The sequence below is a fragment of the Massilia yuzhufengensis genome, from assembly GCF_900112225.1.
Classification (GTDB): Bacteria; Pseudomonadota; Gammaproteobacteria; order Burkholderiales; family Burkholderiaceae_D; genus Telluria; species Telluria yuzhufengensis.
Genome location: NZ_FOLD01000015.1, coordinates 64,647 through 87,725, shown reverse-complemented (window position 1 = coordinate 87,725; position 23,079 = coordinate 64,647). Strand labels below are relative to the sequence as shown.

Annotated in this window: 19 protein-coding genes; 3 read left to right on the top strand and 16 right to left on the bottom strand. The window is 65.9% G+C overall.

All coding sequences use genetic code 11. From position 1 onward, the window contains the following. Window positions 1-10: 10 nt before the first annotated feature. Window positions 11-445, bottom strand: coding sequence for a type II secretion system major pseudopilin GspG (gspG, locus tag BM031_RS13895; RefSeq protein WP_091875172.1), 435 nt, complete (start codon window positions 443-445; stop codon window positions 11-13). A gap of 525 nt (window positions 446-970) precedes the next feature. Between gspG and BM031_RS13890 the strand changes: the two genes are divergently transcribed. Both BM031_RS13890 and BM031_RS26295 read left to right on the top strand, forming a co-directional pair. Continuing rightward, window positions 971-1,642, top strand: coding sequence for an NF038120 family PEP-CTERM protein (locus tag BM031_RS13890; protein ID WP_091875171.1), 672 nt, complete (start codon window positions 971-973; stop codon window positions 1,640-1,642). A 36-nt stretch (window positions 1,643-1,678) separates the two neighbouring features. Beyond that, window positions 1,679-4,912, top strand: a complete 3,234-nt coding sequence (locus tag BM031_RS26295) for a S8 family serine peptidase (RefSeq protein ID WP_091875170.1) — start codon at window positions 1,679-1,681, stop codon at window positions 4,910-4,912. Window positions 4,913-5,016: 104 nt separating this feature from the next. Here BM031_RS26295 and BM031_RS13880 read toward each other — a convergent pair whose 3' ends face one another. The 3 genes from BM031_RS13880 to BM031_RS13870 are packed head-to-tail and all read right to left on the bottom strand — an operon-like array spanning window position 5,017 to window position 6,485. Further along, window positions 5,017-5,715, bottom strand: coding sequence for a 2OG-Fe(II) oxygenase (locus BM031_RS13880; RefSeq protein ID WP_091875169.1), 699 nt, complete (start codon window positions 5,713-5,715; stop codon window positions 5,017-5,019). Between the two features lie 11 nt (window positions 5,716-5,726). Beyond that, the gene (locus BM031_RS13875) at window positions 5,727-6,152 is read right to left on the bottom strand and encodes a hypothetical protein (RefSeq protein ID WP_091875168.1); all 426 of its coding nucleotides are present in this window, start codon (window positions 6,150-6,152) and stop codon (window positions 5,727-5,729) included. A gap of 15 nt (window positions 6,153-6,167) precedes the next feature. Continuing rightward, window positions 6,168-6,485 carry a hypothetical protein gene (locus tag BM031_RS13870; RefSeq protein WP_143084587.1) on the bottom strand — a complete coding sequence of 106 codons (318 nt, stop codon included), beginning with the start codon at window positions 6,483-6,485 and terminating at the stop codon, window positions 6,168-6,170. Between the two features lie 308 nt (window positions 6,486-6,793). On the opposite strand from BM031_RS13870, the gene BM031_RS13865 reads away from it, so the two are divergent. Then, window positions 6,794-7,117 (top strand): hypothetical protein, encoded by a 324-nt coding sequence (locus tag BM031_RS13865; protein WP_091875166.1) that lies wholly within the window; start codon window positions 6,794-6,796, stop codon window positions 7,115-7,117. A gap of 107 nt (window positions 7,118-7,224) precedes the next feature. Here the strand turns inward: BM031_RS13865 and BM031_RS13860 are convergent, their stop codons facing one another. From BM031_RS13860 to BM031_RS13805, 12 genes are all read right to left on the bottom strand, one after another. Next, window positions 7,225-7,800: an NF038129 family PEP-CTERM protein gene (locus BM031_RS13860; RefSeq protein ID WP_091875165.1), complete on the bottom strand. Its 576-nt coding sequence runs from the start codon at window positions 7,798-7,800 to the stop codon at window positions 7,225-7,227. 15 nt (window positions 7,801-7,815) lie between these two features. Continuing rightward, entirely contained in the window at window positions 7,816-10,821 is a 3,006-nt protein-coding gene (locus tag BM031_RS13855; RefSeq protein ID WP_091875164.1) for an ExeM/NucH family extracellular endonuclease, read from the bottom strand. A gap of 184 nt (window positions 10,822-11,005) precedes the next feature. Further along, window positions 11,006-12,022, bottom strand: a complete 1,017-nt coding sequence (locus BM031_RS13850) for a TIGR03790 family protein (RefSeq protein WP_091875205.1) — start codon at window positions 12,020-12,022, stop codon at window positions 11,006-11,008. Between the two features lie 70 nt (window positions 12,023-12,092). Beyond that, window positions 12,093-12,812: a PEP_CTERM-anchored TLD domain-containing protein gene (locus BM031_RS13845; protein WP_091875163.1), complete on the bottom strand. Its 720-nt coding sequence runs from the start codon at window positions 12,810-12,812 to the stop codon at window positions 12,093-12,095. A gap of 128 nt (window positions 12,813-12,940) precedes the next feature. After that, window positions 12,941-14,359, bottom strand: a complete 1,419-nt coding sequence (locus tag BM031_RS13840; protein ID WP_091875162.1) for a mannose-1-phosphate guanylyltransferase/mannose-6-phosphate isomerase — start codon at window positions 14,357-14,359, stop codon at window positions 12,941-12,943. Further along, on the bottom strand, window positions 14,356-15,534 hold the full coding sequence (locus tag BM031_RS13835; protein ID WP_091875161.1) for a nucleotidyltransferase family protein: 1,179 nt from the start codon (window positions 15,532-15,534) through the stop codon (window positions 14,356-14,358). Before BM031_RS13835 ends, BM031_RS13840 begins: the two co-directional genes overlap by 4 nt. Before the next feature lie 20 nt (window positions 15,535-15,554). After that, complete coding sequence (galE, locus tag BM031_RS13830; protein WP_091875160.1) at window positions 15,555-16,553, bottom strand: UDP-glucose 4-epimerase GalE; 999 nt, start codon at window positions 16,551-16,553, stop codon at window positions 15,555-15,557. 162 nt (window positions 16,554-16,715) lie between these two features. Further along, a complete protein-coding gene (locus BM031_RS13825) occupies window positions 16,716-17,474 on the bottom strand; it encodes a WecB/TagA/CpsF family glycosyltransferase (RefSeq protein WP_091875159.1) in 759 nt (252 codons plus the stop codon). Window positions 17,475-17,498: 24 nt separating this feature from the next. Beyond that, complete coding sequence (wecB, locus tag BM031_RS13820) at window positions 17,499-18,617, bottom strand: non-hydrolyzing UDP-N-acetylglucosamine 2-epimerase (RefSeq protein ID WP_091875204.1); 1,119 nt, start codon at window positions 18,615-18,617, stop codon at window positions 17,499-17,501. A gap of 42 nt (window positions 18,618-18,659) precedes the next feature. Further along, entirely contained in the window at window positions 18,660-20,612 is a 1,953-nt protein-coding gene (locus tag BM031_RS13815) for a heparinase II/III family protein (protein WP_229408879.1), read from the bottom strand. Between the two features lie 8 nt (window positions 20,613-20,620). Continuing rightward, window positions 20,621-21,700, bottom strand: coding sequence for a glycosyltransferase family 4 protein (locus BM031_RS13810; RefSeq protein WP_229408878.1), 1,080 nt, complete (start codon window positions 21,698-21,700; stop codon window positions 20,621-20,623). Between the two features lie 91 nt (window positions 21,701-21,791). Next, window positions 21,792-23,015, bottom strand: coding sequence for a glycosyltransferase (locus BM031_RS13805; RefSeq protein ID WP_091875157.1), 1,224 nt, complete (start codon window positions 23,013-23,015; stop codon window positions 21,792-21,794). Window positions 23,016-23,079: the final 64 nt, after the last annotated feature.

Here is a 23,079-nt window from a genome sequence, read left to right as displayed (position 1 = left end):
GGGAGGAAACTTATTGCGACGAGATGTCGGCGTTGTCGCCGGTGCCGCCCGGCTGGCCGTCCTTGCCGAGCGAGAGGATCTCGTACTCGCCCTTGGTGCCCGGCGCGCGGTACTGGTAGGCCCGGCCCCACGGATCCTGGGGCACACCCTTCTTGAGGTAAGGGCCGTTCCATTTGGCGCCCGCGCTCGGCGGCGCCGTCATCAGCGCGTTCAGGCCTTCCTCGGTGGCCGGATAGCGGCCGGTGTCGAGGCGGTAGGTGTCGAGCGACTTGTCGAAGGCGTCGATCTGGGCCTTGGCGACGGTGACTTCGGATTTGCCCAGCTGCGAGAAATATTTCGGGCCGACATAGGCGGCGAGCAGGCCGATGATAACGATCACGACCAGCAGTTCGAGCAGCGTGAATCCGCGTTGCGCCTCGCGGTTACGGAAAGTTACCTCAGCCATTCGCCATGCTCCTTCGGGTGCTCATGTTAATCGTATTCCAGGCGCGCGCTTGAGCCAGCCCGACACAGTTGCAAGCAACAAAATTTGGTGAAAGGCTACCACAGCGAAAGTCCAGGCGACAAATTTTTCTTGCTTGATATCACAACGTAAGTTATTGGCTTCCAAGCAATTACCGCCGAGACCTATTTGTGCAGACAATTGGCACAAGGAAATATACAAATATTGCCCTCTGTAAAAAGTGATCCTCGATCATGCTTGCAGGTCAACTGTCGCGAAATTGCTGCAGCGGCGGGCGCTACCCGATCTCGATATTTCTTAGTGAAAAACAAATATTATTCAGATTTTTCATTCAAATTCAAGATTTTCTTAAATGAAAATTTTTACAAGAAAATTATTTCCTTTGATATATTCCATGACAACCTAGGAAATAATTAGGTAGCGGAAAAAACTCAGAGCGGCCACGCCCCGTCGCTTGCAGCACGGGTCGGGACCTCAGGCATTCGTACAATAACAAGGGAGCATGGGATGAAGAAGTTTGTGAAATTGGCGGTCATGGCAGCGATTGCCTCGGCGTGTGCTTCTGCTTCGGCTGGTGTGGTGACATTTGAAACGTTTTTGCCAGGCATCTATACCAATGGCGAGCAACTCGTCAATGATGACCAGCAAATCACGGTGCGCGGACAGGGCGGCTTCGACGGCGCCCTGATCAACGGCCGGGACCCATCGAGCTGCGATCTGGCAGTTTGCCCTGCCGGCAACAGCACCAACTACTATACCGCGCTGAACGATGGCGGCTTCAGCTTCAGTTTGTTAAGCGGCAACACCTTCGGCCTGTCGAGCATCGATTTCGGGTTCGTGTTGCCTATCGACATGGTGCTGAACTTCTCTGTCGGCAAGTTAATGTTGATGACCAATGACGGCACCACAGCTTCGCGCGACTTCTCCCTGCAGAACGCCGGCGGCGACTACACCTTTACGCGCTGGAATTTCGGCAACACGTTCAGCCAGGGCGCCTTCAGTGAAGTCACCTTCAGCGCCTGCCTGTACGACGGCCTTGGCGACTGCGTGAACCCGGCCGGCAACCAGGCCCAATTCGCGGTCGACAACCTGGCCTTCGTTCCGGAACCGGGCACCGTGGCGCTCGTTTCCCTGAGCCTGATGGGCATGCTGGGCGCCCGCCGCCGCAAGTCGGTCTGATTCACCATCCAATACGCTATTGCCGGGATCTCAACAATGAACAAGACTCTTCGCCCAATTTCGCTGGCCGTCATGACGCTGGTGGCCAGCATCGCCTTCAACGCGAATGCCCAGGAAGTACGCCGTTCCTATATCGTCCAGCTGCCGGCGGCGGCGGCGGCCTCGTATGAAGGCGGCATCGCCGGCCTGCCGGCAACCAAGCCTGCGCCAGGCGACCACCTCGACATCGGCGCCACCCACGTCCAGAACTATATCGCCTACCTGGCACAGAAACAGAATCAAGTGCTGGCGACAATCGACCCGGCCAACATCACGGCCCGCTACGACCTCGCGATGAACGGCTTCGCCGCCATGCTGACCGATGCCGAGGTCCGTGCCCTGAAGAAGAATACCGGCGTGCTGAGCATCCAGGCCGACGAGATGCAGCAACTGCACACTGCCAGCACCCCGGCGTTCCTCGGCCTGGACCAGGCCGACGGCCTGTGGAGCAAGGTCGGCGGCAAGGGCAGCGCCGGCGAAGGGATGATCATCGCCATGCTCGACAGCGGCGTGTGGCCGGAACACCCCAGCTTCGCCGACCGCGTCGACGGCAACGGTGCGCCGACCCACGATCCAAGCGGCACCCCGGCCTACGGCCCCGTGCCGGCCAAGTGGAAAGGCGGCTGCGAGATCAAGCCCGGCATCACGGCCGCCAACTGTAACAACAAGCTGATCGGCATTCGCTCGTTTATCGCCGCCAACGCGCCCATCAGTGCCGGCGACTTCCTGTCCGGCCGCGACGGTACGGCCCAGGGCGGCGGCGGCCACGGTTCGCACACGCTGTCGACCGCGGGCGGCAATTCTGGTGTGCCGGTCAGCGTCGCCGGCATTGATTACGGCAACATGGGGGGTATTGCGCCGCGCGCCCGCCTGGCCATGTACAAGGTCTGCTTCACCGGCACCACGGCCACCAACGGCGGCTGCGCCAGCAGCGCCGTGGTGTCCGCAGTCAACCAGGCGATCGCCGATGGCGTCGATGTGATCAACTACTCGATCGGCCCGACCGCGGGCGGCGGCAATATTACCGACGCGCAGCAGGTGGCCTTCCTGAATGCCACCAACGCCGGCATCTTCGTCGCCGCCTCGGCCGGCAATGCCGGCCCGGTCACCGGTCCGTCCGCCAACCTGGGGCCGTGGATCACGACGGTGGCGGCATCGACCCACAACCGCAGCACCGGCGCCAACGTCATCGAAGGCGACGGCACCGTCTATCGCGGCGCGTCGCTGAACCTGGCCCCGCTGCCGAGCGCCGCGGTCATCGATGCCCGCTACGCCGGCACCATCGCGTATGAGGCACTGCGTCCAGAAGACCAGATGGCGCGCCGCCTGTGCTACACCGAGGCCGACCGCACCACGCCCGGCCAGACCAACTTCCCCAACTTCCCGGCCGGCACCACCGCCTCGTCGATGGCTGCGCTCGACCCGGCCCTGGTTGCGAACAAGATCGTCATCTGCGACCGCGGCAACAGTCCGCGCGTCAACAAGAGCGCCGCAGTGCTGGCGGCCGGCGGCGCCGGCATGGTCCTGGCCGACAATGGCACCGGACTGGTGGCCGAGGTGCATGCGGTGCCGACGGTTCACATCAACGAGGCCGACGGCCTGGCCCTCAAGGCCTACGTTGCCGCCAGTACGGCCCCGACCGCCGAACTGACGAAAGCGCAGGTATTCCTCGATACCCCTGCGCCGTTCCTGGCCGGCTTCTCGTCGCGCGGCCCGAACGTGTCGAACAACAGCATGCTCAAGCCCGACATTGCAGCGCCGGGCGTCAGCATCGTCGCAGCGCTGACGCCAACGACCACGGCCGCTGAAGTGACGGCGCTGAAAGCGGGCGGTTCGACCACCAAGACCGGCTCCGGCCTGCTGTCGGGCACCTCGATGGCAAGCCCGCACATCGCCGGCGTGGCAGCCCTGCTCAAGCAGCAGCATCCAGGCTGGACCCCAGCGATGATCCGCTCGGCGATCATGACCTCGGCCAACGACTTGCTGGCCGACGGCGTGACGACCGCCCTGCCATGGACTGTCGGTGCCACCGCGGCCGGCAACACGCCGTTCGGCCAGGGCGCAGGCCACGTGGCGCCAAACGGCGCCAGCGATCCAGGCCTGGTATTCGATGCCGGCGCGATCGACTATGCTCGCCTCAGCTGCGGCTTCACCGCGCCAAATGCGCAGCTTTACAGTGCCGCGACTTGCAAGAGCATCGGCACGCTGAAGGATACGGCCCTGAACCTGCCGTCCATCACCATCGCCTCACTGCTCGGCGCCACCACGGTCAGCCGTACCGTCACCAACGTCAGCGAGGTTTCGTCGACCTACAATGCCAGCGTGACCATGGACGGCTACGACGGCGTGGTGACGCCGTCGAGCTTCACGATCGCTCCGGGCGCCAGCCAGACCTTCAGCGTCAAGCTGACCCGCACCGCGAAGCCAATGAACGTCTGGGGCTTTGGCAACCTGACCCTGTCCGATGGACAAGGCCACAACGTGCGCATTCCTGTCAGCGCCCGAGGCACCGCGATCTCCGCGCCGGACACGGTGTACAGCGAAGCGACCAGCGGTAGCAAGATCATGACCATCGGCACCGGTTTCGCTGGGCCGATGTCGATCGACAAGGCTGGCCTGAAGGCGGCAACGCGCAACAGCTTCACGTTCAACAGCGTCAGCACGGCGAACCAGACGACCCTGTGCACGGCCACCACCCTGTCGCCAGCAGTCCGGGTCACCAACGTCACGGTTCCGGCAGGTACGCTGGCGGCGCGCTTCTCGCTGTACGACGCCGACACCTCGGCTGCTGCGATTCCCGGCGCGTCGGACGACATCGACCTGGTGGTCCTGACGTCGGGCAATGTTGTTGTCGGCAGCAGCGGCAACGAAGGCTCGAACGAGGCTGTCACGCTGCGCAACCCGGCGGCCGGGACCTACAAGGTGTGCGTGGTCGCATACAACAAGCAAACCCGTCCGTCGACCACGGTCACCCTGTCGTCGTGGATCGTGTCGCCTGCTGACGTCGGCGGCAACTTCAAGGTGCTCGCTCCAGCCACTGCCTATCTCGGCGGCACCGCCTCGGTCGGCTTCAGCTGGTCCGGCCTGGCCACCGGCCAGCGCTACCTGGGCGCCGCGACCTACAAGGTCGGCGGTGTCGCATCGGGCACCACGGTGGTCGATGTGCAGACCAACGATCCGGTGCCGCTGTCGCAAAGCTCGAAGCCGGTGCAGGCAGCTGCCCTGGATTAACGCCTGGCTGCATGAAGGTGCCGGAAACGGCGCCTGACGCGGGCCGCGTCACCGCAAGGTGACGCGGCCCATTTTCATTGATGGGGGGGTGGAAGGCGGGCGGCTCAGCCGCCGAACAGGGTTTCGGCGCGCTGGTACAGGATCCAGCTGGTGGCGATGTACTTGTCGCCGCCCGTGGGACGGTTGCCGCGATGGGTATGGGTGAAGCCGGCCGGGGCGATCAGCAGGCTGCCGGTGCGCGGCCTGACCTTGCGTTCCTGGTAGAGGAACTCGGTTTCTCCACCGTCGAAGCCGTCGTTCAGGTAGATGGTCCACAGCAGCGCGCGATGCAGGGCCTCGCCCTGGTCCAGCTTCGGATATTGCTCACAGTGCCAGTACGGATAGCCACCCTGGTTGGCCACATACTTCTGGATGTTGATGCTGCCGAAGCGGAACACCTTGGCGACCAGGCCGGTCAGGAGTTCGTCCGGCAGCCGGGCCACGCCGCCAGCGTCGAGCAGGACCAGCTGGCCGCTGGCCGGATCCTGCATTTTCAATTGCAGAGGCGCCAGCGCGACATGGGCATAGCGCCGCAGGTATTGCTTGAAGAAGGCAAGGACAGCCCCGTTCAGGCCCAGGCTGACATCGTTCCAGCCAGGCGTGCGGTCGAGCTGGATATCCCAGCTGTCCTTCATCGTTACATCGACGCCGCTGCCGGTCTGGCCCCGCTGCGCCTGGCCGCTCGCGTCGAAGCGCTGGATCCAGCCCTGGCAGGTGGCGCGGTCGAGCGCGCCGTCGTACATCTCGATGAAATCGGCTGGCATGGGGATCGTGCTCAGGCGTCGTTGTCCGGCACGCTGCCCTGCCCGCGCGCGCGCAGGGTGCAGCGGGCCTGCAGGCAGGTCACGCCGGGATTGGTTTCGAACACACAGGTGGAATTGGCGCCCGCGCGCTGGTTTTCGTCCTTGCGCGCGGCCGCGTACTGGTCCACCAGCGCACGCAGGCGCACTGCGTCGCTGCGCCTGGCAGACCAGGCGAGGTAGCCGTCCGGCCCGCCGCACGGCTTTGCGCCGATCGCAATGCTGCGGCAGTCCTGCGGCCCTTCGCAGGCGGCATCGCCGACCTCGGCGCGGATTTTATCCATCAGCGAAGCGCTGGAGGAAGGGGCCTGCGCCGGCGGGTTACGGGCGCAGGCGCTGGCCATGACCAGCACCGCGAGGCTCGCCAGCAGGCCGGGGCAGAGAAACGGTTTAATCGTCATGTCTTGTGCTCCAGGTCACTGCGCTGCAGCGGATGAACCGCCGAGCTGGCAGGCACCGCTGGTGCAGACAGCGCCCGGGTCCGGCAGGTAGCGGCAGCTGGACATCAGGCCGCCTGCCTTGATCTCGGCCTGGCGTGCGGCCTTGTGGCGCTCGCCCTGTGCCAGCACTTCACCTGCGTTGACACGCAAGGTCGAAAACGGCAGGTAAGCCTGCGGGCCGCCGCAAGCGACGGCGCCGACCGGGACCGTCTGGCAGTGCTCCGGGAGGGTGCACGTGGTGTCCGCCACCATGGCACGCAAGCGCGCCAGGCTGTCCGCTGAGCTGGCCGACACGGCCGGCGCCGTCGCGGCAGGCGTTTGCGGCGCGGTTGCGCGCGCCGGATCCCGGGCCTCGGTAGTACAGCCGGCACAGGTGAGCAAGAAGACAAGGAGGAATTTTTGCATAGCGTTATCTTCCCTTCTTGCCCGAACGTGGTCAAGCGAATCACGTTATGCAATCGAAAACTTTACCGGAGGTAAAAGCATACGGAACAGCGACAGCGTGCTGCAACAATCGACTCTCGGAATCGATAACTTGATCAGTGGAAAGATTTACCTACTACAATATAAATCGTTACTGACGAGTTTCCTTTACACCGACCATGAACTTCTCCAGCCTTCACACCATCACCATCATCACTATTTCCGCCCTCCTGGCCGCCTGCGGCGCAGGCTCGCAGGACGTCCAGGGCCCGATGCGTCTCGAATTGACGGTACACGTCAGCGTGGCGGTAGCGGCTGCCGGCACCAATAGCAGCGCCGCCAGCCTGGCCACTAGCCCGGCGTTTGCCGCCGCACCCGGCCGGAATAACCCTGCACCGGACTGCGCCGCCGACGGCTGCGCCGGCCTGCGCATCATCGACGGCAATGCCGAAGCCTTCCGGGTCGACGCCATGCGCCGCGCGGCCACTACCGAGCAGAGCTGACTCCTGGCGCCGTTTCCGGCGCACTGCCTGTCCCATAAAAAAAACACACCAGCCGCCTGCGGCATAGTGTGTTTTTTTGATGGCGGCCCGGGGCCGCCTATCGTCGCTCAGCGCAGCGAACGGCGGCGCAGCGTGAAGCCGAGCAAGGCCAGGCCGGTCAGCATCAGCAGCGCGTCGGAAGGCTCCGGCACCACCGCCACCTCGGCTCCCGGTGACGGGCCGAGCACGGGTGGCACGCCCGGGGAAAGGTCGATGATGACCAGCGGTAGGTCGCCAAACAGGTTGATCTCGTTTTCATCGAGCAGCGAGGCGCTGAAGGTGATGCCGTCGCTCAGGTCGGCGCCGTCGAAGCTGACGTCAAAGCTGAACATGCCGCCGAGCTGCAGTTGCAGGTAGACGGCGTTGAAGCCGCTGTCGTTGGCGATCCGGAAACCACTGGCGAGGTCGCCCGTGGCATTGTCGAGGACAGCAGTACCGAAGTCACCGCTCAGGTTGCTGACATTGGCGAAGGACAGGCCGGCGAAACCGCCGGACAGGAACTGCAGGTCGAGGAAACCGGGACCGCTGTAGGTCGAGGTATCGAACGACACCTTGTAGGTGGGCCCGGCGAAGGCCGGCGCAACGCCGATCGCCAGCGACAGCGCCAGCAGCGCGCGCAGGAAGACGGATTTCATGTTGAACATTGGTTGATCCCTAGTTTAGAAGGTGCCCGACACGAAGGCCGAGGTGTAGTTGATGATGAGCTTCGCCGAGTTGGTAAATACGGTCGAGAACGTGATCGACGCACCCGCAGCCAGGCTGGCGTTCGGCAACGTGACGTAGGGCGCGCCGCCCTGCATGCCGCTGCGGTTGTCCAGCGTCACGCCGGCAGTGAGGCCGTCGAGACGGAAGTGCAGCGGACCGTTCAGGGCCTGGCCGCTGGTATTGGTCACGGTCACAGTGCCGCTGTACTTGCCGGTGGCGCGGCTCATCGTGAAGCCGCTGCGTGCGACCTTCACCGAACCGGTGATGTCGGCAAACGTCGGCGTGAGGTTCAGGCTGACCACCACCGCGTCATGGTCCGACGCGCGATAAGCGTTCTTGATGTACGGGTCCACGGCGTTGTCGTTCAGGTTGTAGTCGATCGCTTCCGGCTCGTCGGCATTGTTGTGCCACTCGGCCACGTCGGCCACCTGCGGGTCGAGCGAGGTGCTGGCCAGCGCATGGTCGAGATAGCCGCTGAGGCCGCCGAAGATGTACGAGTAGGCCATGCCGTTCGGGCGCACATGGCGTTCGATCTCGTTGACCAGGCCGTTCGAGGTCAGGTAGGTGATCGGGTTCTCGAAGCCGTACGAGTTCAGGTCGCCCATCACCAGCACGTCCGGGTCGCCGGAAGCGGCCACGACTTGCGGGATGAAATAGCCGACCAGGCGCTGGGCCTGCTCGAGGCGGGTCTTGTTCCAGCAACCCTGGCCGTCGCCGCTGTCGGAGTCGCCCGGGCCGGAGCCGCCGCAGCCGCCCTTCGATTTCAGGTGGTTGACCACCATCGAGAACCTGGCGCCGTTGGCGGCCTTGAAGGTCTGGGCCATCGGTGGGCGGTTATTGACCTCGTCGCCATCGGACAGCGCACCGCCCACCAGCGAGACTGCCGCCGGCTTGTAGATCATCGCCACGCGGATCGCGTCGGTGCCGGTGGCGGCCGGCTTGGGCACGACCGCATAGGTGGTCTTGCCATACGCCGCGTTGAGCTGGTCGACCAGGTAGGTGACCGCGATGTCGCCGTTGTTGTGGATTTCGTTCAGGCCCACGATGTCGGCATCGATCGCCTTGAGCGAGGCGACGATCTTGTCGCGCTGGCGCTCGAACTCGGCCATGTTGTCGGCGCCGCGGCAGTTGCTGGCGCGGGTGGTGGTGCCGACGGTGCAACCCTTGCCGGTCCCGCCCCAGGCGTCGCCGCCGTTGGTGAAGGTGGTGAAGAAGTTCAGCACGTTGGCGTTGGTGACCTTCAGGTTACCGGCCTTGAGCACCGGACCATCGGTACGCGGGTTGGTACGCGAGAACACCGGCGCTTCGGTCGGCTGCAGCTTGAAGGCCGCGCCGCCGCCGCCGATCGCGCCGAAGTCGAGCACGCCGGTCAGGTCGCTGACGCTGTCGCCGGCGCGCACCGTACCGTCGGCGAACAGGTAAGGCACCTGGGCCGGGGTGGTGAAGATGCCGTCGTCGAGCACGATCACGTTGCGCGCATTGGCCGCTTCCAGCGCAATCGCGTCGCTCGAGCCGGGCAGGTAGCGGTTGGTCGGCAGTTCGCGACGGCCATTGGACAGCGTCAGTTCGCCGCGCTCGCCGAGGTAGGCATTCTGGTTGACGGTGAGCTCGCCCGCGAAGCGCACCAGCATGCCCTCGAAGCGCGCCAGGTCGGCGTTCGGCAGCGTGATGTTGGTCGGCGCCACGGTGCCGCCGGGGCCGACGCGGGTGACCGCAGTCACGTTGCTCAGCTCGGTATACGAGCGGGTGGCGCCGGTTGGCGTGTATTCGATGACGGTGCCGCTCACGCGCACCAGGTCGCCCACGGCCGCAGTGGTATTCGCGCCGAACACGAACAGCGCGTCGGAGGTGTCCGGATTGCCGTCGCCGCTGGCATCCTGGATGAAGAAGCCGCCGGCCGGGAGTTTGGCGGTGATCACGCCGGTCGTGGTCTGGACCGTGTTCTTGTACTGGCTGGTGGCGGCGCTGCCCTGGATCTCGGGGATGGTCAGGGTGCCGCTCACGCTCAGCGTCACGGTGCAGCTGGCTTCCTGCGATTCGTTATTGGTGAATTTCACCGCCACTGGGTAGTTGCCGGTGGCGACCGAGGCATCGGCCACCAGGCTGACGCTGGCGATACCGTCGTCCGCCGCGGCGGCGCTGAAGTTGGCCAGCGAAATGCCGGCCACGGGGGCCGAGGTGATGATGGCGGCGTTGACGATGCTGTCGGGGTCGCGTGCGCTCAGGCTGGCGCTGAAGGCCGTGCCCTGCTGGCCGGTGGCGCTGGCTGGGCAGGAGGTCGCGATCGGCTTCGGCTGCGGGGTCGGATCGCCGCCGCCCGTGCAGACATTGAAAGCGGACGAGCTGCGGCGCGGGCCGACGACCGCTTCGGCGGCGAAATCGGTGCTGTTTTCATCGGTGTCGGTACAGCCGAGCATCCCGCGCTGGATGGATTTGGTGGTCGACGGCGCCGGTGCCGCCGCCGTACCCTCGAAACGGCTGGCGGTGCCGAAACCGACCAGGTCGAGCAGCTTGCCGCCACCGTCGGCGACGGTCAGCAGCGTGGTGGACTCGGCCAGCGCAATCTTGCCGGTCGTGCCCGACATATTGATCGAGGTGGTGGCATGATCCACGGCCCCGATGTCGGCGCCGTTGGCGCCTCCTTGGGCACCCACCAGGAAATACTGGCCTGGCTGCAGGGTCACGTTTGGCAGCGCGGTAAAGTTGGCCCAGTTGCTGGTGGCGGCAGCCGCCTGGTATTGCACGCTCAATCCGGCCAGGCTCACCGGCCCCGTGCTACGGTTGAACAATTCGATGAAATCGCGGTTCCAGCTGGCGCCGGTATTACCGCCGGCGCCATACACCTGGCTGATGACGACCGGGCTGGGTGCGGCCAAGGCGGGAGCGGCGAGGCCGGCGAGCAGTGCGGCCAGCACGGTGAGTCGCCCGGGTGGGCAAATCGGTGCAACATGCATATTCATGAAGAGTCCTGGTCAGGTTGGGTGAACGTGGTTGACGTTAGCAAAATGAAATTTACCATTAGCAAAATGAATAGTAAATTGAACCAGTGACAATTTCATGACAGACAGATTCAAGGGAACCTGCCAGTTATTGACGAACAGCAAGACAACTTGCTTACTGCTGAGTATGCATGGCAAATTGCCGCTAACGTCCGCGATATGGCGCCGCCAGCGGCTCGCCGATAAAAAGACCTTGTGTCGGCCACGCGACACTTTTCCAATACGCTTCGATCACGCTATTTCCCGCAAGGTAGTGGCGCAACAACACTGTCGGATTCGGGAATTTCTGCCAGTGGTTGCAGGGCTCGCTGACGGTGCCGTAGCTGGCGGTGGCGCCCGCCTCCAGCCAGCGCAGGCTGCTCATCTGGCTGTTGCCGAGCAGGTCGCCGCCGAGCGAGGTCAGGTGGTCGGCCAGCGCCCCGGGAACGAAGCGCAGGGTATCGAGCCCGGCCACCTGGGCCATGCCGGTCTGGTAGACCAGCACGTCGCGCGCGCCGTCCAGCACGTCGGCCCGCAGCACCGTCACCGTCAGGCGCCGCTCCGGCACCCGGCCCGGCCGCGGGAAGAAGCCGGCGCGGGTATTGCGCGCGCTGTCCGAGGTGGCCAGGTAGTAGGCGCCCGCCGGCACGGTGCGAAAGCCGGCGGCGATGCCGCGGTCGACCAGGTCTTTCGCACCCTGCACCGACTCGGTCGGCAGCAGCATCGACAGGCGCAGGCCGTGGTCGGTGAACGGGCGCGCCGAGCGGCTGTTGAAATACGGGCTGGGCTGGCCGGCGGCGCAGGTCTTGCTGCACAGGCTGCCGTCATAGCCGAGGGTGTAGGCGCCGGTGATGGCGTTGCAGTCCACCGCGTACGGCGCGGTCCAGACCATCAGCACCGCCTGCACGCCGGGGCCGAGCTGGCTGTCGATCTCTTCCTTGAGCAGGCGGAAGCGGGCGGCGCCGATTCGGCGCGGCTTGCCGGGGATGTTGACGTGCACCACGTTGGCGGCGGGGATGCCGCGCCGGCTGCGGTAATAGGCAGCGACCGCCACGCTGGACGGGTCGGCGTCGTTGACGACGATGGCCAGCTGTTCGGGCTTGAGGGCGGCGGCGGCGGGAACGGAAATGGCGCCGGCGGCGCACAGCAGGACAAGGCGGGACAGCAGGCGCGCAGGTGGCATGGCGTGGTCGCGGGATGGTCGGGTGGCGGAGCCGGGATCCGCCACCATCATGCCACAGCCTGCCTTTTTGTTACCGTTGCGGGGCGGCGCGCACGCGGCGGCGCCAGGCCGCCCAGCCCACGACGCCGAGCCCGGCGGCGAACATGGCGGTGCTGGCCGGTTCGGGCACCAGCGCGATCGAATAGCTTTCCAGCGCATCGACGCGGAACAATTGCCCGCCGGTGCTGCCGTCGATGATGCTCATGCCCTCCGAAGCGCCGTCGCCATAGCTCACCTGCCAGGACAGGGCCGCATTGAGCCGGTCGTTGACGAACAGGTCGGGGCCGGCGCCGAAGGTGGGACCGTGGTTGGGTTCGTTGAAGGTCTGGCGCATGCCCCGGCTCGGCAGGATGTTGCCGGTGGCGACCTGGCGCCATACCTGCGGGTCGGTGTAGTTGAAGATGAAGGCGGTGCGCTGCCAGTCGCGCGGGGTGTCGTGCCAGCCGTCGGTGGACGACCAGCTTTGCGGGTTGTAGCCGCCGATGATCCAGCTGTTGCCAATGTCATTGCTAACTTGCAGCAGCGTGAATGTCATGCCGCCGCCGTCGACCGCGGCGTGGAAATCGCGCGAGTTGTGCCCGTCCGTGCGCGTGTAGATATTGCGCAGGTCGAGCGGGCCGGCGCCGAGCCAGCGTTCGAGCTGGCCATAGAGGGTGATATCGAGCAGGGAGGCGCCGTCCTGGGCCTGCGCCGACGGCGCCGGCCCAGCGAGGATGAACGCCAAGCTACCCGCCGCGAGGATCGGTTTCATGAGGGCCTCCCGCTCTGTTCTCGTCGGCGCATTGTAAAACGGGGCCGGGACGGAGGTTCACACAGTTCCCTCGCGCAAGCGAAAACGGCCTGCCCAGTGGAGGGCAGGCCGTGTGCGAAGCCGGGTGATCAGGCGCGCTTGTAGATGTCCTCGAAGCGGACGATGTCGTCCTCGCCGAGGTAGCTGCCGGACTGCACTTCGATGATGTGCAGCGGCAGCTTGCCCGGGTTTTCCAGGCGGTGGTTCATGCCGATCGGGATGTAGGTGGACTCGTTTTCCGACAGCAGGCTGACCTTGTCGCCACAGGTCACGCGGGCCGTGCCCGAGACCACGACCCAGTGCTCGGCACGGTGGTGGTGCATCTGCAGCGAGAGTTTCTCGCCCGGTTTCACCGTGATGCGCTTGACCTGGAAACGATCGCCCGCATCGATGCCCTCGTAGTGGCCCCACGGGCGGTACACCTTGGTGTGGTGCAGGTGCTCGGTGCGCGACTTGGACTTGAGGTGGTCGACCACCTGCTTGACGCGCTGCACCTGGTCCTTGTGGGTGACCAGCACCGCATCCTGGGTTTCCACCACGACCAGGTTGTCCACGCCCACCACCGCCACGATGCGCGATTCGGCGCGCACCAGCGAATTGGTGACGCCGTCGAGGTAGACGTCGCCGCGCTGGGCATTGCCGTTGGCATCCTTGGGCTGCACTTCCCACAGCGCCGACCAGGAACCGACGTCGTTCCAGCCGATATCGGCCGGCACCACGGCGGCGTGGCTGGTTTTTTCCATCACGGCGTAGTCGATCGAGTCCGATGGGCTGTCGGAGAAGGCCGATTCGTCGAGGCGGCAGAAATCGAGGTCGCGGTAGCCGGTGCTGACGGCTTTTTCGGCGGCGTCGGCGATGGCCGGCGCGTGTTCCTGCAGCTCGGCCAGGAAGCGCGCGGCGTGGAACATGAACATGCCGCTGTTCCAGTAGTAGCCGCCTTCGTCGAGGAAGGACTGGGCGGTGGCGGCGTCGGGCTTCTCGACGAAGCGCGCCACCTTGTAGCAGTCGCCGCAGTGGGCCACGGCTTCGCCGCGGCGGATGTAGCCGTAGCCGGTTTCCGGCGACTTGGGCACGATGCCGAAGGTGGCCAGCGCGCCCTGCCCGACCAGAGTCACGGCGCGTTCGACGGCGTCGCGGAAGGCGGCGCCGTTCTCGATGACGTGGTCGGCCGGCAGCACCAGCATCAGCGCTTCCGGGTCGATCGACTTGAGGTAGTTCGCGGCCGCGGCCACCGCCGGTGCGGTGTTGCGGCCGACCGGCTCGAGCAGGATGCCGAGCGGGGTGATGCCAATTTCACGCAATTGCTCGGCCACCATGAAACGGTGGTCGTTGCCGCATACGACCAGCGGCGCCATCACTCCGGGCCAGCCCGCCACGCGCTGCGCCGTTTCCTGCAGCATGGTCTTGTCGGCAACCAGCGGCAGCAGCTGCTTGGGCAGCACGGCCCGCGACAGCGGCCACAGGCGGGTGCCGGCGCCGCCGGAGAGGATGACGGGATAAATTTTCATGCGCTTGCTTTCTCTTTGATGTTGTCGGTGTCGTTGCAGGTGTCGGGGTCGACATCTTTGCGGCGCGAGCTTCGGCGATCGCGCGCATTGAGCCATTCTTCGGACGAGTATTCGGAGGCGTGTTTCATCTCGCCTTTGCGGTCGACACTGTAATCCTTGAAAACGATCATTTCATGCAATGTTACATCATGCAACACCCGTGTGTATTCGAACAACACGCTGCGCACCACTTCGGCGCCCTCGCAGATGTGGCTGCCGTGGCCGATCCAGGTCGGGCCGACGATGCGCGCGCCGGCTTCGATCTTGACGTTGGAACCGATGTAGACCGGGCCTTCGATGGTGGTGCCTTCCCAGTTGATGCTGGTGTTCAGGCCGGTCCAGACGCCCGGCTCGATCTGGATGCCCGGCACGTCCATGTGGTTGACTTCGCCGGTCAGCACGGTCTGCAGCACTTCCCAGTAGTCGCTCATGGTGCCGATGTCGAGCCAGTTGAACGGGCGGCCCTGGGCGTAGAACGGCAGGCCGCGCTCGGCCAGCAGCGGGAACAGCTCGGAGCCGATGTCGAAGGACACGCCGGAAGGAATGAGGTCGATGACTTCCGGCTCGAAGATGTAGATGCCGGTGGAAATGAAGTTGGATTTCGCTTCTTCCTCGCTGGGCTTTTCCTGGAACTCGGTGATGCGGCCCTGGGCGTCGGTGACCACCACGCCGTACGATGAGACTTTATCCCACGGCACTTCCTTGGTGATGACGGTGGCCATCGCGCCCTTGCGGCGGTGCTCGAGCAGGGCGGCCTTGAGGTCGAGGTCGATCAGGGCGTCGCCGCACAGCACGATGGTGGTGTCGTCGAAGAAGCCGCCGAACTCCTGGATTTTCTTCATGCCGCCGGCCGAGCCGATGGGTTCGGGCACGACTTCGCCGTCGTCCTTGATATAGCCCTCGAAGGAATAGCCGATCTGGACGCCGAACTGCTCGCCCTCGCCGAAATATTCTTCGATTTTTTCGTGCAGCCAGCTGACATTGACCATGATTTCGGTCACGCCGTGCTTTTTCAGGTGCTCGACCAGGTAGGCCATCACGGGCTTGCCCAGCAGCGGGATCATGGGTTTGGGCAGGTCATAGGTCAGCGGACGTACACGCGTGCCCTTGCCTGCTGCGAGAATCATGGCTTTCATCAGACTGTCCTTTGATTGAATTATTTGGCTGTGGTTTGGTAGCGCCATACGTCGGCGCACATTTGAGCGACATCACGCTCGGCAGTCCAGCCCAGTTCTTCGCGCGCATGCGCCGGATCGGCGTAGCACTTGGCCACGTCGCCGGGGCGGCGATCCACGATCTGGTAGGGGATCGGGCGGCCGCTGGCCGCCTCGAAGGCACGCACCATTTCCAGTACGCTGTTGCCGCGGCCGGTGCCGAGGTTGTAGGTGACGAGGCCCGGCCCCTTGGCCAGGCGGTCGAGGGTCTTGACGTGGCCGATCGACAGGTCGACCACGTGGATGTAGTCGCGCAGGCCGGTGCCGTCCGGGGTCGGGTAGTCGCCGCCAAACACCGACAGCTTGTCGCGCTGGCCGTTGGCGACCTGGGCGATGTACGGCACGAGGTTGTTCGGGATGCCGTTCGGCTCTTCGCCGATCAGGCCGCTCTCATGGGCGCCGACCGGGTTGAAGTAGCGCAGCAGCGCGATGCGCCAGTCGGGCTCGGCCTTGGCCAGGTCGCGCAGGATGTCTTCGATCATCAGCTTGCTGCGGCCATAGGGGTTGGTGGCCTGCAGCGGGAAGTCTTCGCGGATCGGCACCGAGGCCGGGTCGCCGTACACGGTGGCCGAGGACGAGAACACCAGCGACTTGACGCCGAATTTCGCCATGGTCTCGAACAGGATCACGCTGCCGTTGACGTTGTTGTCGTAATAGCGCAGCGGCTGCGCCACCGATTCGCCCACGGCTTTCAGGCCGGCGAAGTGGATGACGGCCTCGACCTTGTGTGCGCCGAAGACGCGCTCGAGGGCGGCGCGGTCGCGGATATCGGCCAGTTCGAACGTAAACGGCTTGCCGGTGATTCTCTGTACCCGCTCCTGTACCGACGCCACGGCGTTGGACAGGTTGTCGACCACGACCACGTCATGGCCGGCGTTCTGCAGTTCGACGACGGTATGCGAACCGATGTAGCCCATTCCGCCAGTAACCAGAATCTTCATGTCGTTTCGCTTTCTGTGATAGGTGATGTGTATTAATGAAGGGCTATTGATTCGCGCAATGAATCACAGCAAACCAGCCGTGCACGGCGCCTGCGCCGGCCAATGCGGGGCGGCGCCAGGTGCCGATGCATTTTTTTCAGGAGCGGCTTCTGCGGCCGCCCTTTATCCCTGTTTGGCCTGCCTGCCCTTGCGGGCTTCCCTGATCAACAGCTTTAAAAAAGCCATGTCGTCAATGAAGTAGCGCCGGAACATGCGGCGCGGTTCCTGCAGGAAGCGGTAGAACCATTCGAGCCCGGACTTCTGCATCCACACCGGGGCCCGCTTGACCCTGCCGATGGCGACATCGAAAGTGCCGCCGACGCCCATCGCGAATGGAATCCGCATCCGGGCCTGGTATTTGCCGAGGAATTGCTCCTTCTTCGGCGAACTGATCGCCACGAACAGCAGGTCGGCGCGGCTGGCGCGGACCTGCTCGGCCACCGCTTCTTCTTCTTCCTCGCCCTGCCAGTAGCCGTTGCGGACCCCCGCCAGCACGAGGCGCGGGTACTTGCGCGTGTACACCTCGGCCACCTTGCCGACCACGTCCTCGCGCGCGCCCAGCAAGAACACCCGCCAGCCCTTGTCGGCGGCGCGCGCCATCAGCGCTTCGAACAGGTCGATCCCGGCCACGCGCTCCTTGAGCGGCTTGCCGAGCAGGCGCGCGGCCCACACCACCGGCATGCCGTCCACGTTCACCAGCGCGCACGCGTTGATGATCTGGCGCAGTTCGGGATCGCGGCTGGCTTTCACCAGCTTGTCCACATTCACCACCACATGCTGGTGCGGCAAGCCGCTCCCGATGAAACCCTCGACCTTTCCCAGGGTCTCTTCCATGCTCAGGTTATCGACCTGGCAGCCCATCAGCATGATGCGCTCACTCATGGCGGGTCCAGGCAGAGTTACATGCTACCGGACCGTCTTGCCCAGCTCGCTCGCCAGCACGGCGACGATGCGCTCGGCGGCCTTGCCGTCCCACAAATGCGGGCGGCGGCCCTGCTTGCCCTGCCCTGCCAGCACCTTGCGCGCCTCGCGCACGATCGCTTCCGGGTCGGTGCCGGCCAGCACGTTCGAGCCTTCTTCCACCGTCACCGGGCGCTCGGTGTTTTCGCGGATGGTTACGCAGGGCACGCCCAGCGCCGTGGTTTCTTCCTGCAGCCCGCCGCTGTCGGTGAGGACCACGGCCGCATCCTTCCACAGGTTGAGGAAGGCCATGTAGGCCTGCGGGCCGGCCAGCGTGATGTTCGGGCCCAGGTCGATGCCGAATTTCTCGATGTTGGCGCGGGTGCGCGGGTGCACCGGGAAGATCAGCGGCAAGTCCGCGGCGATGTCCTTCAGCGCGCCGGCGATGCGGGCGAAGGTCACCGGGTCGTCGACATTGCTCGGGCGGTGCAGCGTGACCACGCCGTAGCGCCCGCCCCCCGCCTGGCTGGCGGCCTTGAAGCCGGCGGTCTCGAAGGCCGAGGTGTCGGCATGCGAGAGTTTCTCGGCCTGGTACAGCACGTTGTCGACCATCACGTGGCCGACATAGTGCACCGCCGATTCATTCTTGCCTTCGCGGCGCAGGTGCTCCACGGCGGCCGGTTCGGTGGCGAAGAACCAGTCCGAGATGCTGTCGGTGACGAGGCGGTTGATTTCTTCCGGCATCGCCATGTCGCCGCTGCGCAGGCCGGCCTCGACGTGGGCGACCGGGATTACCAGCTTCTTGGCCACGATCGAGCAGGCCAGGGTGGAGTTGACGTCGCCCACCACCAGCACCGCGGCCGGGCGCTCGGCCATGCACAGCTCTTCGAACGCGACCATGATCTTGGCGGTCTGCTGGGCGTGGCTGCCGCCGCCGGCGGCCATGAACACGTCCGGCTGGGGAATGCCCAGCTCTTCGAAGAAGACGTCGTTCATCTCGCGGTCATAGTGCTGTCCGGTATGGATGATCTTGAAGCTCAGCGCCTCCTGCGCCTGCAAGGCGCGCACGATCGGTGCGATCTTCATGAAGTTCGGACGGGCACCGGCAACGAGGTAAATCAACATATTGGACATTTCCCTGGAGTAAAGGTTTCTAATAATTATTTGTTAATGCAAGAACGTTATTGTAAACCTGCATTCGATCGGAACGGCGGACGATACGGTCGTGATCCTGAGCACTTCGCACGGACGCTTCGATTCATAGCTGGGCGAGCACCAGCCCAGCGGCGGATTCTCGGCCCCGCGCACCAGTTCCAGCTGCAGGTCGGCCCCTAGCGCCTGCATCTGCAGCACGAAGCGCTGGCCGCGCACCGACAGGCCGTGGCTGGTCAGGCGCACGTCCAGTTCCGGCGCGAAGTGCCAGAACAATTCCACCTTGTGCTGCTTGCGCGCCGACACTTCGTCGCGCACCACCAGGGTATTGCTGGCGCCGTCGAAGCGCACGCTGCGCAGGTGGCGCACCGGGTCCGGCAGGCGGGTGTAGCCGTCGTGCGAGCCGCGGAAATCGAATTCGTGCGGGCTGCTCGGCATGCGCTCGATTCGGGCCTCGGCCTTGCGCAGCCACATGAAGCGCCCGCCGCTGCTTGACTGGTCCTGGCCGTCGATGCGCACCGTATTGTGGGCGGAGGTACCGCGGAAGTAGTCGCGCCACTTCCGGTCTTGCCAGTAGGAATAGGTGCCGGGGTCGATCAGGCATGGTTCGCCGGCGATCGACAGGTTCAGGGCCAGTGCATCGGCGTGGCCATGGGCGGCGATGCCGAGGTAGCCGAGCGGACCGCAGTCGAGCATGCCCTTGATTTCCTGGTGCTCGCCGAAGTGGTTGCCGAACAGCAGGTAGCCGCCGTCGGGGAAGGCCCAGCCGCTGTCGACTTCGTGCGGGTCGCAGTCCGGGCGGCTGCCGGGCAGCGCGTGCAGCAGCCAGCGCACGCCCGGATGGGTGTCGGCGGCCGCGCCGAAGACGGTGTCGCCCAGCGCCAGCAGCTGGGCCGCGCGGTCGCCGCCCGTGGCGTCGAGGCGGAACACGCAGCCGTCGTCGGCGTCGCCCACCGCCGGCAGATGGCCGCCGACGTCGCGCACCGAGCGCAGGAAGCGCAGTGCGCGCTGCAGGGACGCCCAGTAGGGGCGCGGGAACGGCTGGCCGCAGGCCTGGCCCACCAGCCCCGCCACGAACAGGAATTCGCTGGAAAAGATGTGGTAGGCGAAGGCCTGCTCGCGGTTGACGCCGTCGCGCGAGAACTGGGCCTGGGCCTCGTGCTCGAGCTCGCGGCGCGCCTGCTGCTGCCAGTCGCCGGATTCCTTCCAGCAGGGCCAGGTGAGCGCACCCACGTACAGGCCGGTGAGTTCGCCGATCAGGTGGTTGTTGGCCGAGGAATGGCGCGACAGGTGGCGCGCGATGTGGCGGCAGTGGGCGTGGATGCTGTCCAGCCAGCCGGCGCGCAGCTGGTGGCCGGATTCGCCGGCAAACAGCCGGCTGTTCTCGCCGCCCACCAGCTGCCACACCAGGCTCCAGTTGACCAGGCGGATGCCCAGTTCCAGCGGGCTGGTCCAGTTGGGTCCGGTCAGCGGCGGGCATTGCGCCAGCCAGCTGCGCAGCTGCTGCTCGAGCGCATGCAGCCAGCGCAGGTCGCCGCTCACGCTCCAGGCCTGGGCCAGGCGCACGAGGTGCAGGTGGCGGTTCAGTTCCCACACATGCTTGATGTCGCCGACCTGCTCGCGGTCGGTGATGGCGATGTCGCCCGCGTACAGCAGCGGGCCGGTGACGCCGGTTTCCGGGTCGCGGTTCCAGGCGGTGGGCACGCCGACGTCGAAGCGGCGTTCGGCGAACAGCAGCACGTGGCCGGCGCAGATCCGTTCGGCATCGAGCAGCAGCGCCTCGATCTCGCCCGCGTCAAACGCGGGCGCGCCGTGGACGGCCAGGGTGCGGGCGCGCGGCAGCGGCGCGGGGGCGCTGCGGCCGGCCATGCGGCGGCCCATTTTGGTCGCAGCGGCCTGGCGCACGCGGTAGCCGACCTCGGCCACCGACATGCAGCGCAGCCGGTTCACCAGCCATCCGATTCTCACTGTTGCGTTCATTGTTCCCCCGCCCTGCGAAGTTGACGATACACCGCCGATAATTGCCCGATCACAAAGCCGGACTCGAATTGTTCTTCTATGGTGGTGCGCGCCCGTGCCCCCAGGCGCAGGCTTTCGTCCTCGTCCGCCAGCAGCCTGCCGAGGGCTGCCGCCAGCTGTTCCACGTTCCCGGGCGCCACCAGCAGGCCGTTGTCGCCGTCGCGCACGGCGTCGGGAATGCCCCCGACCCCGGTCGTGACGACCGCCTTGCCGGCCGCCATCGCCTCGAGCAGGGCCATCGGCAGCCCCTCGGCATGCGAGGGCAGGCAGAAGATCGCCGCCCGCGCCAGTTCCTGCTGTTTCTTCTCCGCCGTCACCCAGCCCAGCGCCAGCACCCGGTCCGCCACGCCCAGGGCGCGGGCGCGGCGCTCGACCTGCTCCAGCTCGCCCTGTCCGCCGATCGCCAGCTGCGCATGCGGGAAGCGCTCCTTCAGCAGCGCCAGCGCTTGCACCAGCTCCATGACGCCCTTGCGCGGCTCGACCTGGCCGAGGAACAGGATGCGGCCCGGCCGCACCTGGTCCGGGCCCATCGGCGGCAGGGGCACCGAGTTCGGAATTACCACCACCCTCGCCCGCGGCGCGAATTCACGCAGGAAACCGGCCCAGCGCGAGGACAGCGCAATGACAACTGAACTGTGTTCCAGCGTATGCCGGATCCAGCGCCGCATGGACGGGCTCGCGCCGGCGATGAAACTGTCGAAGCAGGCGCCGTGCAGGTGGAACACCGTCTTGCAGCCGCGCGCCCGCGCCAGCGCCAGCAGCACCGACTTGCGCACGAAGCTGCCCTTCGAGGCCGCATGCGCATGCACCAGCTCCGGCCGGCGCGCCAGGCAGGCCAGCGTGCGCACCAGGCCTTTCAAGGCCGCCCCCACCCTGGCGGCGCGCGTGCCTTCCACATGGGTCGGCACGTAGAGCACGCCTTCGCGCTCGAACAGGCCATCCTGGCGCAGCAACGACACCACGGTGGCGACGCCGCCGCGCCCTCCAAGGTCGGTACCCAGCATCAGCACCCGCTTCATGCCATCCGGTCCCTGCATGAAAGTTTGCAAAAAGGAAAGTGTTTTAAATAGTACAACACTGTTTTCTTCGACACGCGCACGATTCGATGCATGCTGGGTCTTCTCCGGTTCACGGCCGGCTCAATCCTGGCAATACTTTTGTGTATGTTTCTGCAACTATTCGGCCGAGAATAGCATAGGTCCGGTGACGCCTGACATAGGCCGGGCCACGCTGCGCCAGCGCGGCGGCCAGGCCAGGCTCTTGCAGCAGGCGCCGCACGGCGCCGGCGAAGGCTTGCACCTCCATGGGGACGCACAGGCCGGCCCCGCTCTCGTCGATCACCAGCCGCTGGTCGGGGATGTCGTTGGCGACGCTGGGAATGCCCAGCGCCAGGTATTCCACCAGCTTGGTCGGCGAGGACACGTCGAACAGCGCGCCGCGCGGGATCGGCGACAGCCCGACTTCGGCCCGCACCGCATAGCCGAGCGCGGCGCGCTGGGGCAGCCAGCCGGTCAGCAGCACGTGGTGCGCGAGGCTGCGGCGAGATACCTCGGCGCGCATCCAGGCCATGTCGTCGGGCGCGGCGGCGTCGCCGGCGATCACCAGGAGCACGCCGGGGATGTCCTGCTGCAGGTCCTGCACCACGTCGAGCAGGAAGTCCGAGCGGCGCGCCCGGGCCACGCGGCCCAGGTAGAGGATGACGCGGCGGCCGTCCAGGCGCGGGTCGCTCGCCGCTTCCACCCGGCTGCGATCGAAGGCGTCGGCGTCGATGCCCATCGGCACCGCCGTCATGCGGGAGCGCGCAAAGCCCTTGGCCGCCAGCCAGGCCGCCATGGCCTCGCTCTGGACGAAGATGTGGCGCGCTCCGGGCAGCACCAGGCGGTAGAGAACGACGCGCGAGGCGGCCGCGCGCAGCGTGTGCGCCAGCCAGGCCGGTCCCCTGCCCCGGCTGCCGATCTCGTCGCGGCGCGTGTCAAACCCTTCGACGATCGGGAACGACATCCAGTAGATGAAAGGCACGCCCAGCAGGCGGGCGGCGATGCGTCCGAGCAGGCCGGAGGCGATCTTGTCGCGCACCTGGATGCAATCCGGGCGGCGCCGGCGCCGCGCCCGCAGCAGGCCGCGCAAGTCCCACCACGGCGAGAGCACGCTGGCCAGGCGCGACTGCAGGCTGCCCACCGCGTGCATATGTCCCGCCGCCCAGGCAGCCGCGGCGCCGCCGCCAGCTTGCCCCACCAGCTCGGTGTGCACCCCGTAGCGCGGCATCTCGGCGCCGAACAGCGTCAGGAGGTCGGCGCGCAGCGGCGGCAAGGGATCGCGCACGATGAAGGCAATCGACAGGCTCTGGCGCATGCGGCCTCGCAGGGATGAGAATGCCCGCCGATTCTAGCGCAGCGGCGCGCCTTCACAGCCCGGG

Coding starts and splice junctions, on each gene's coding strand:
- BM031_RS13860 (WP_091875165.1), bottom strand. CDS start 7,800: ATGTTCAACATGAAATCCGTCTTCCTGCGCGCGCTGCTGGCGCTGTCG.
- galE (WP_091875160.1), bottom strand. CDS start 16,553: ATGAAGATTCTGGTTACTGGCGGAATGGGCTACATCGGTTCGCATACC.
- BM031_RS13890 (WP_091875171.1), top strand. CDS start 971: ATGAAGAAGTTTGTGAAATTGGCGGTCATGGCAGCGATTGCCTCGGCG.
- BM031_RS13810 (WP_229408878.1), bottom strand. CDS start 21,700: ATGCAGGGACCGGATGGCATGAAGCGGGTGCTGATGCTGGGTACCGAC.
- BM031_RS26295 (WP_091875170.1), top strand. CDS start 1,679: ATGAACAAGACTCTTCGCCCAATTTCGCTGGCCGTCATGACGCTGGTG.
- BM031_RS13855 (WP_091875164.1), bottom strand. CDS start 10,821: ATGAATATGCATGTTGCACCGATTTGCCCACCCGGGCGACTCACCGTG.
- BM031_RS13840 (WP_091875162.1), bottom strand. CDS start 14,359: ATGAAAATTTATCCCGTCATCCTCTCCGGCGGCGCCGGCACCCGCCTG.
- wecB (WP_091875204.1), bottom strand. CDS start 18,617: ATGTTGATTTACCTCGTTGCCGGTGCCCGTCCGAACTTCATGAAGATC.
- BM031_RS13875 (WP_091875168.1), bottom strand. CDS start 6,152: ATGACGATTAAACCGTTTCTCTGCCCCGGCCTGCTGGCGAGCCTCGCG.
- gspG (WP_091875172.1), bottom strand. CDS start 445: ATGGCTGAGGTAACTTTCCGTAACCGCGAGGCGCAACGCGGATTCACG.
- BM031_RS13865 (WP_091875166.1), top strand. CDS start 6,794: ATGAACTTCTCCAGCCTTCACACCATCACCATCATCACTATTTCCGCC.
- BM031_RS13825 (WP_091875159.1), bottom strand. CDS start 17,474: ATGAGTGAGCGCATCATGCTGATGGGCTGCCAGGTCGATAACCTGAGC.
- BM031_RS13835 (WP_091875161.1), bottom strand. CDS start 15,534: ATGAAAGCCATGATTCTCGCAGCAGGCAAGGGCACGCGTGTACGTCCG.
- BM031_RS13845 (WP_091875163.1), bottom strand. CDS start 12,812: ATGAAACCGATCCTCGCGGCGGGTAGCTTGGCGTTCATCCTCGCTGGG.
- BM031_RS13805 (WP_091875157.1), bottom strand. CDS start 23,015: ATGCGCCAGAGCCTGTCGATTGCCTTCATCGTGCGCGATCCCTTGCCG.
- BM031_RS13850 (WP_091875205.1), bottom strand. CDS start 12,022: ATGCCACCTGCGCGCCTGCTGTCCCGCCTTGTCCTGCTGTGCGCCGCC.
- BM031_RS13880 (WP_091875169.1), bottom strand. CDS start 5,715: ATGCCAGCCGATTTCATCGAGATGTACGACGGCGCGCTCGACCGCGCC.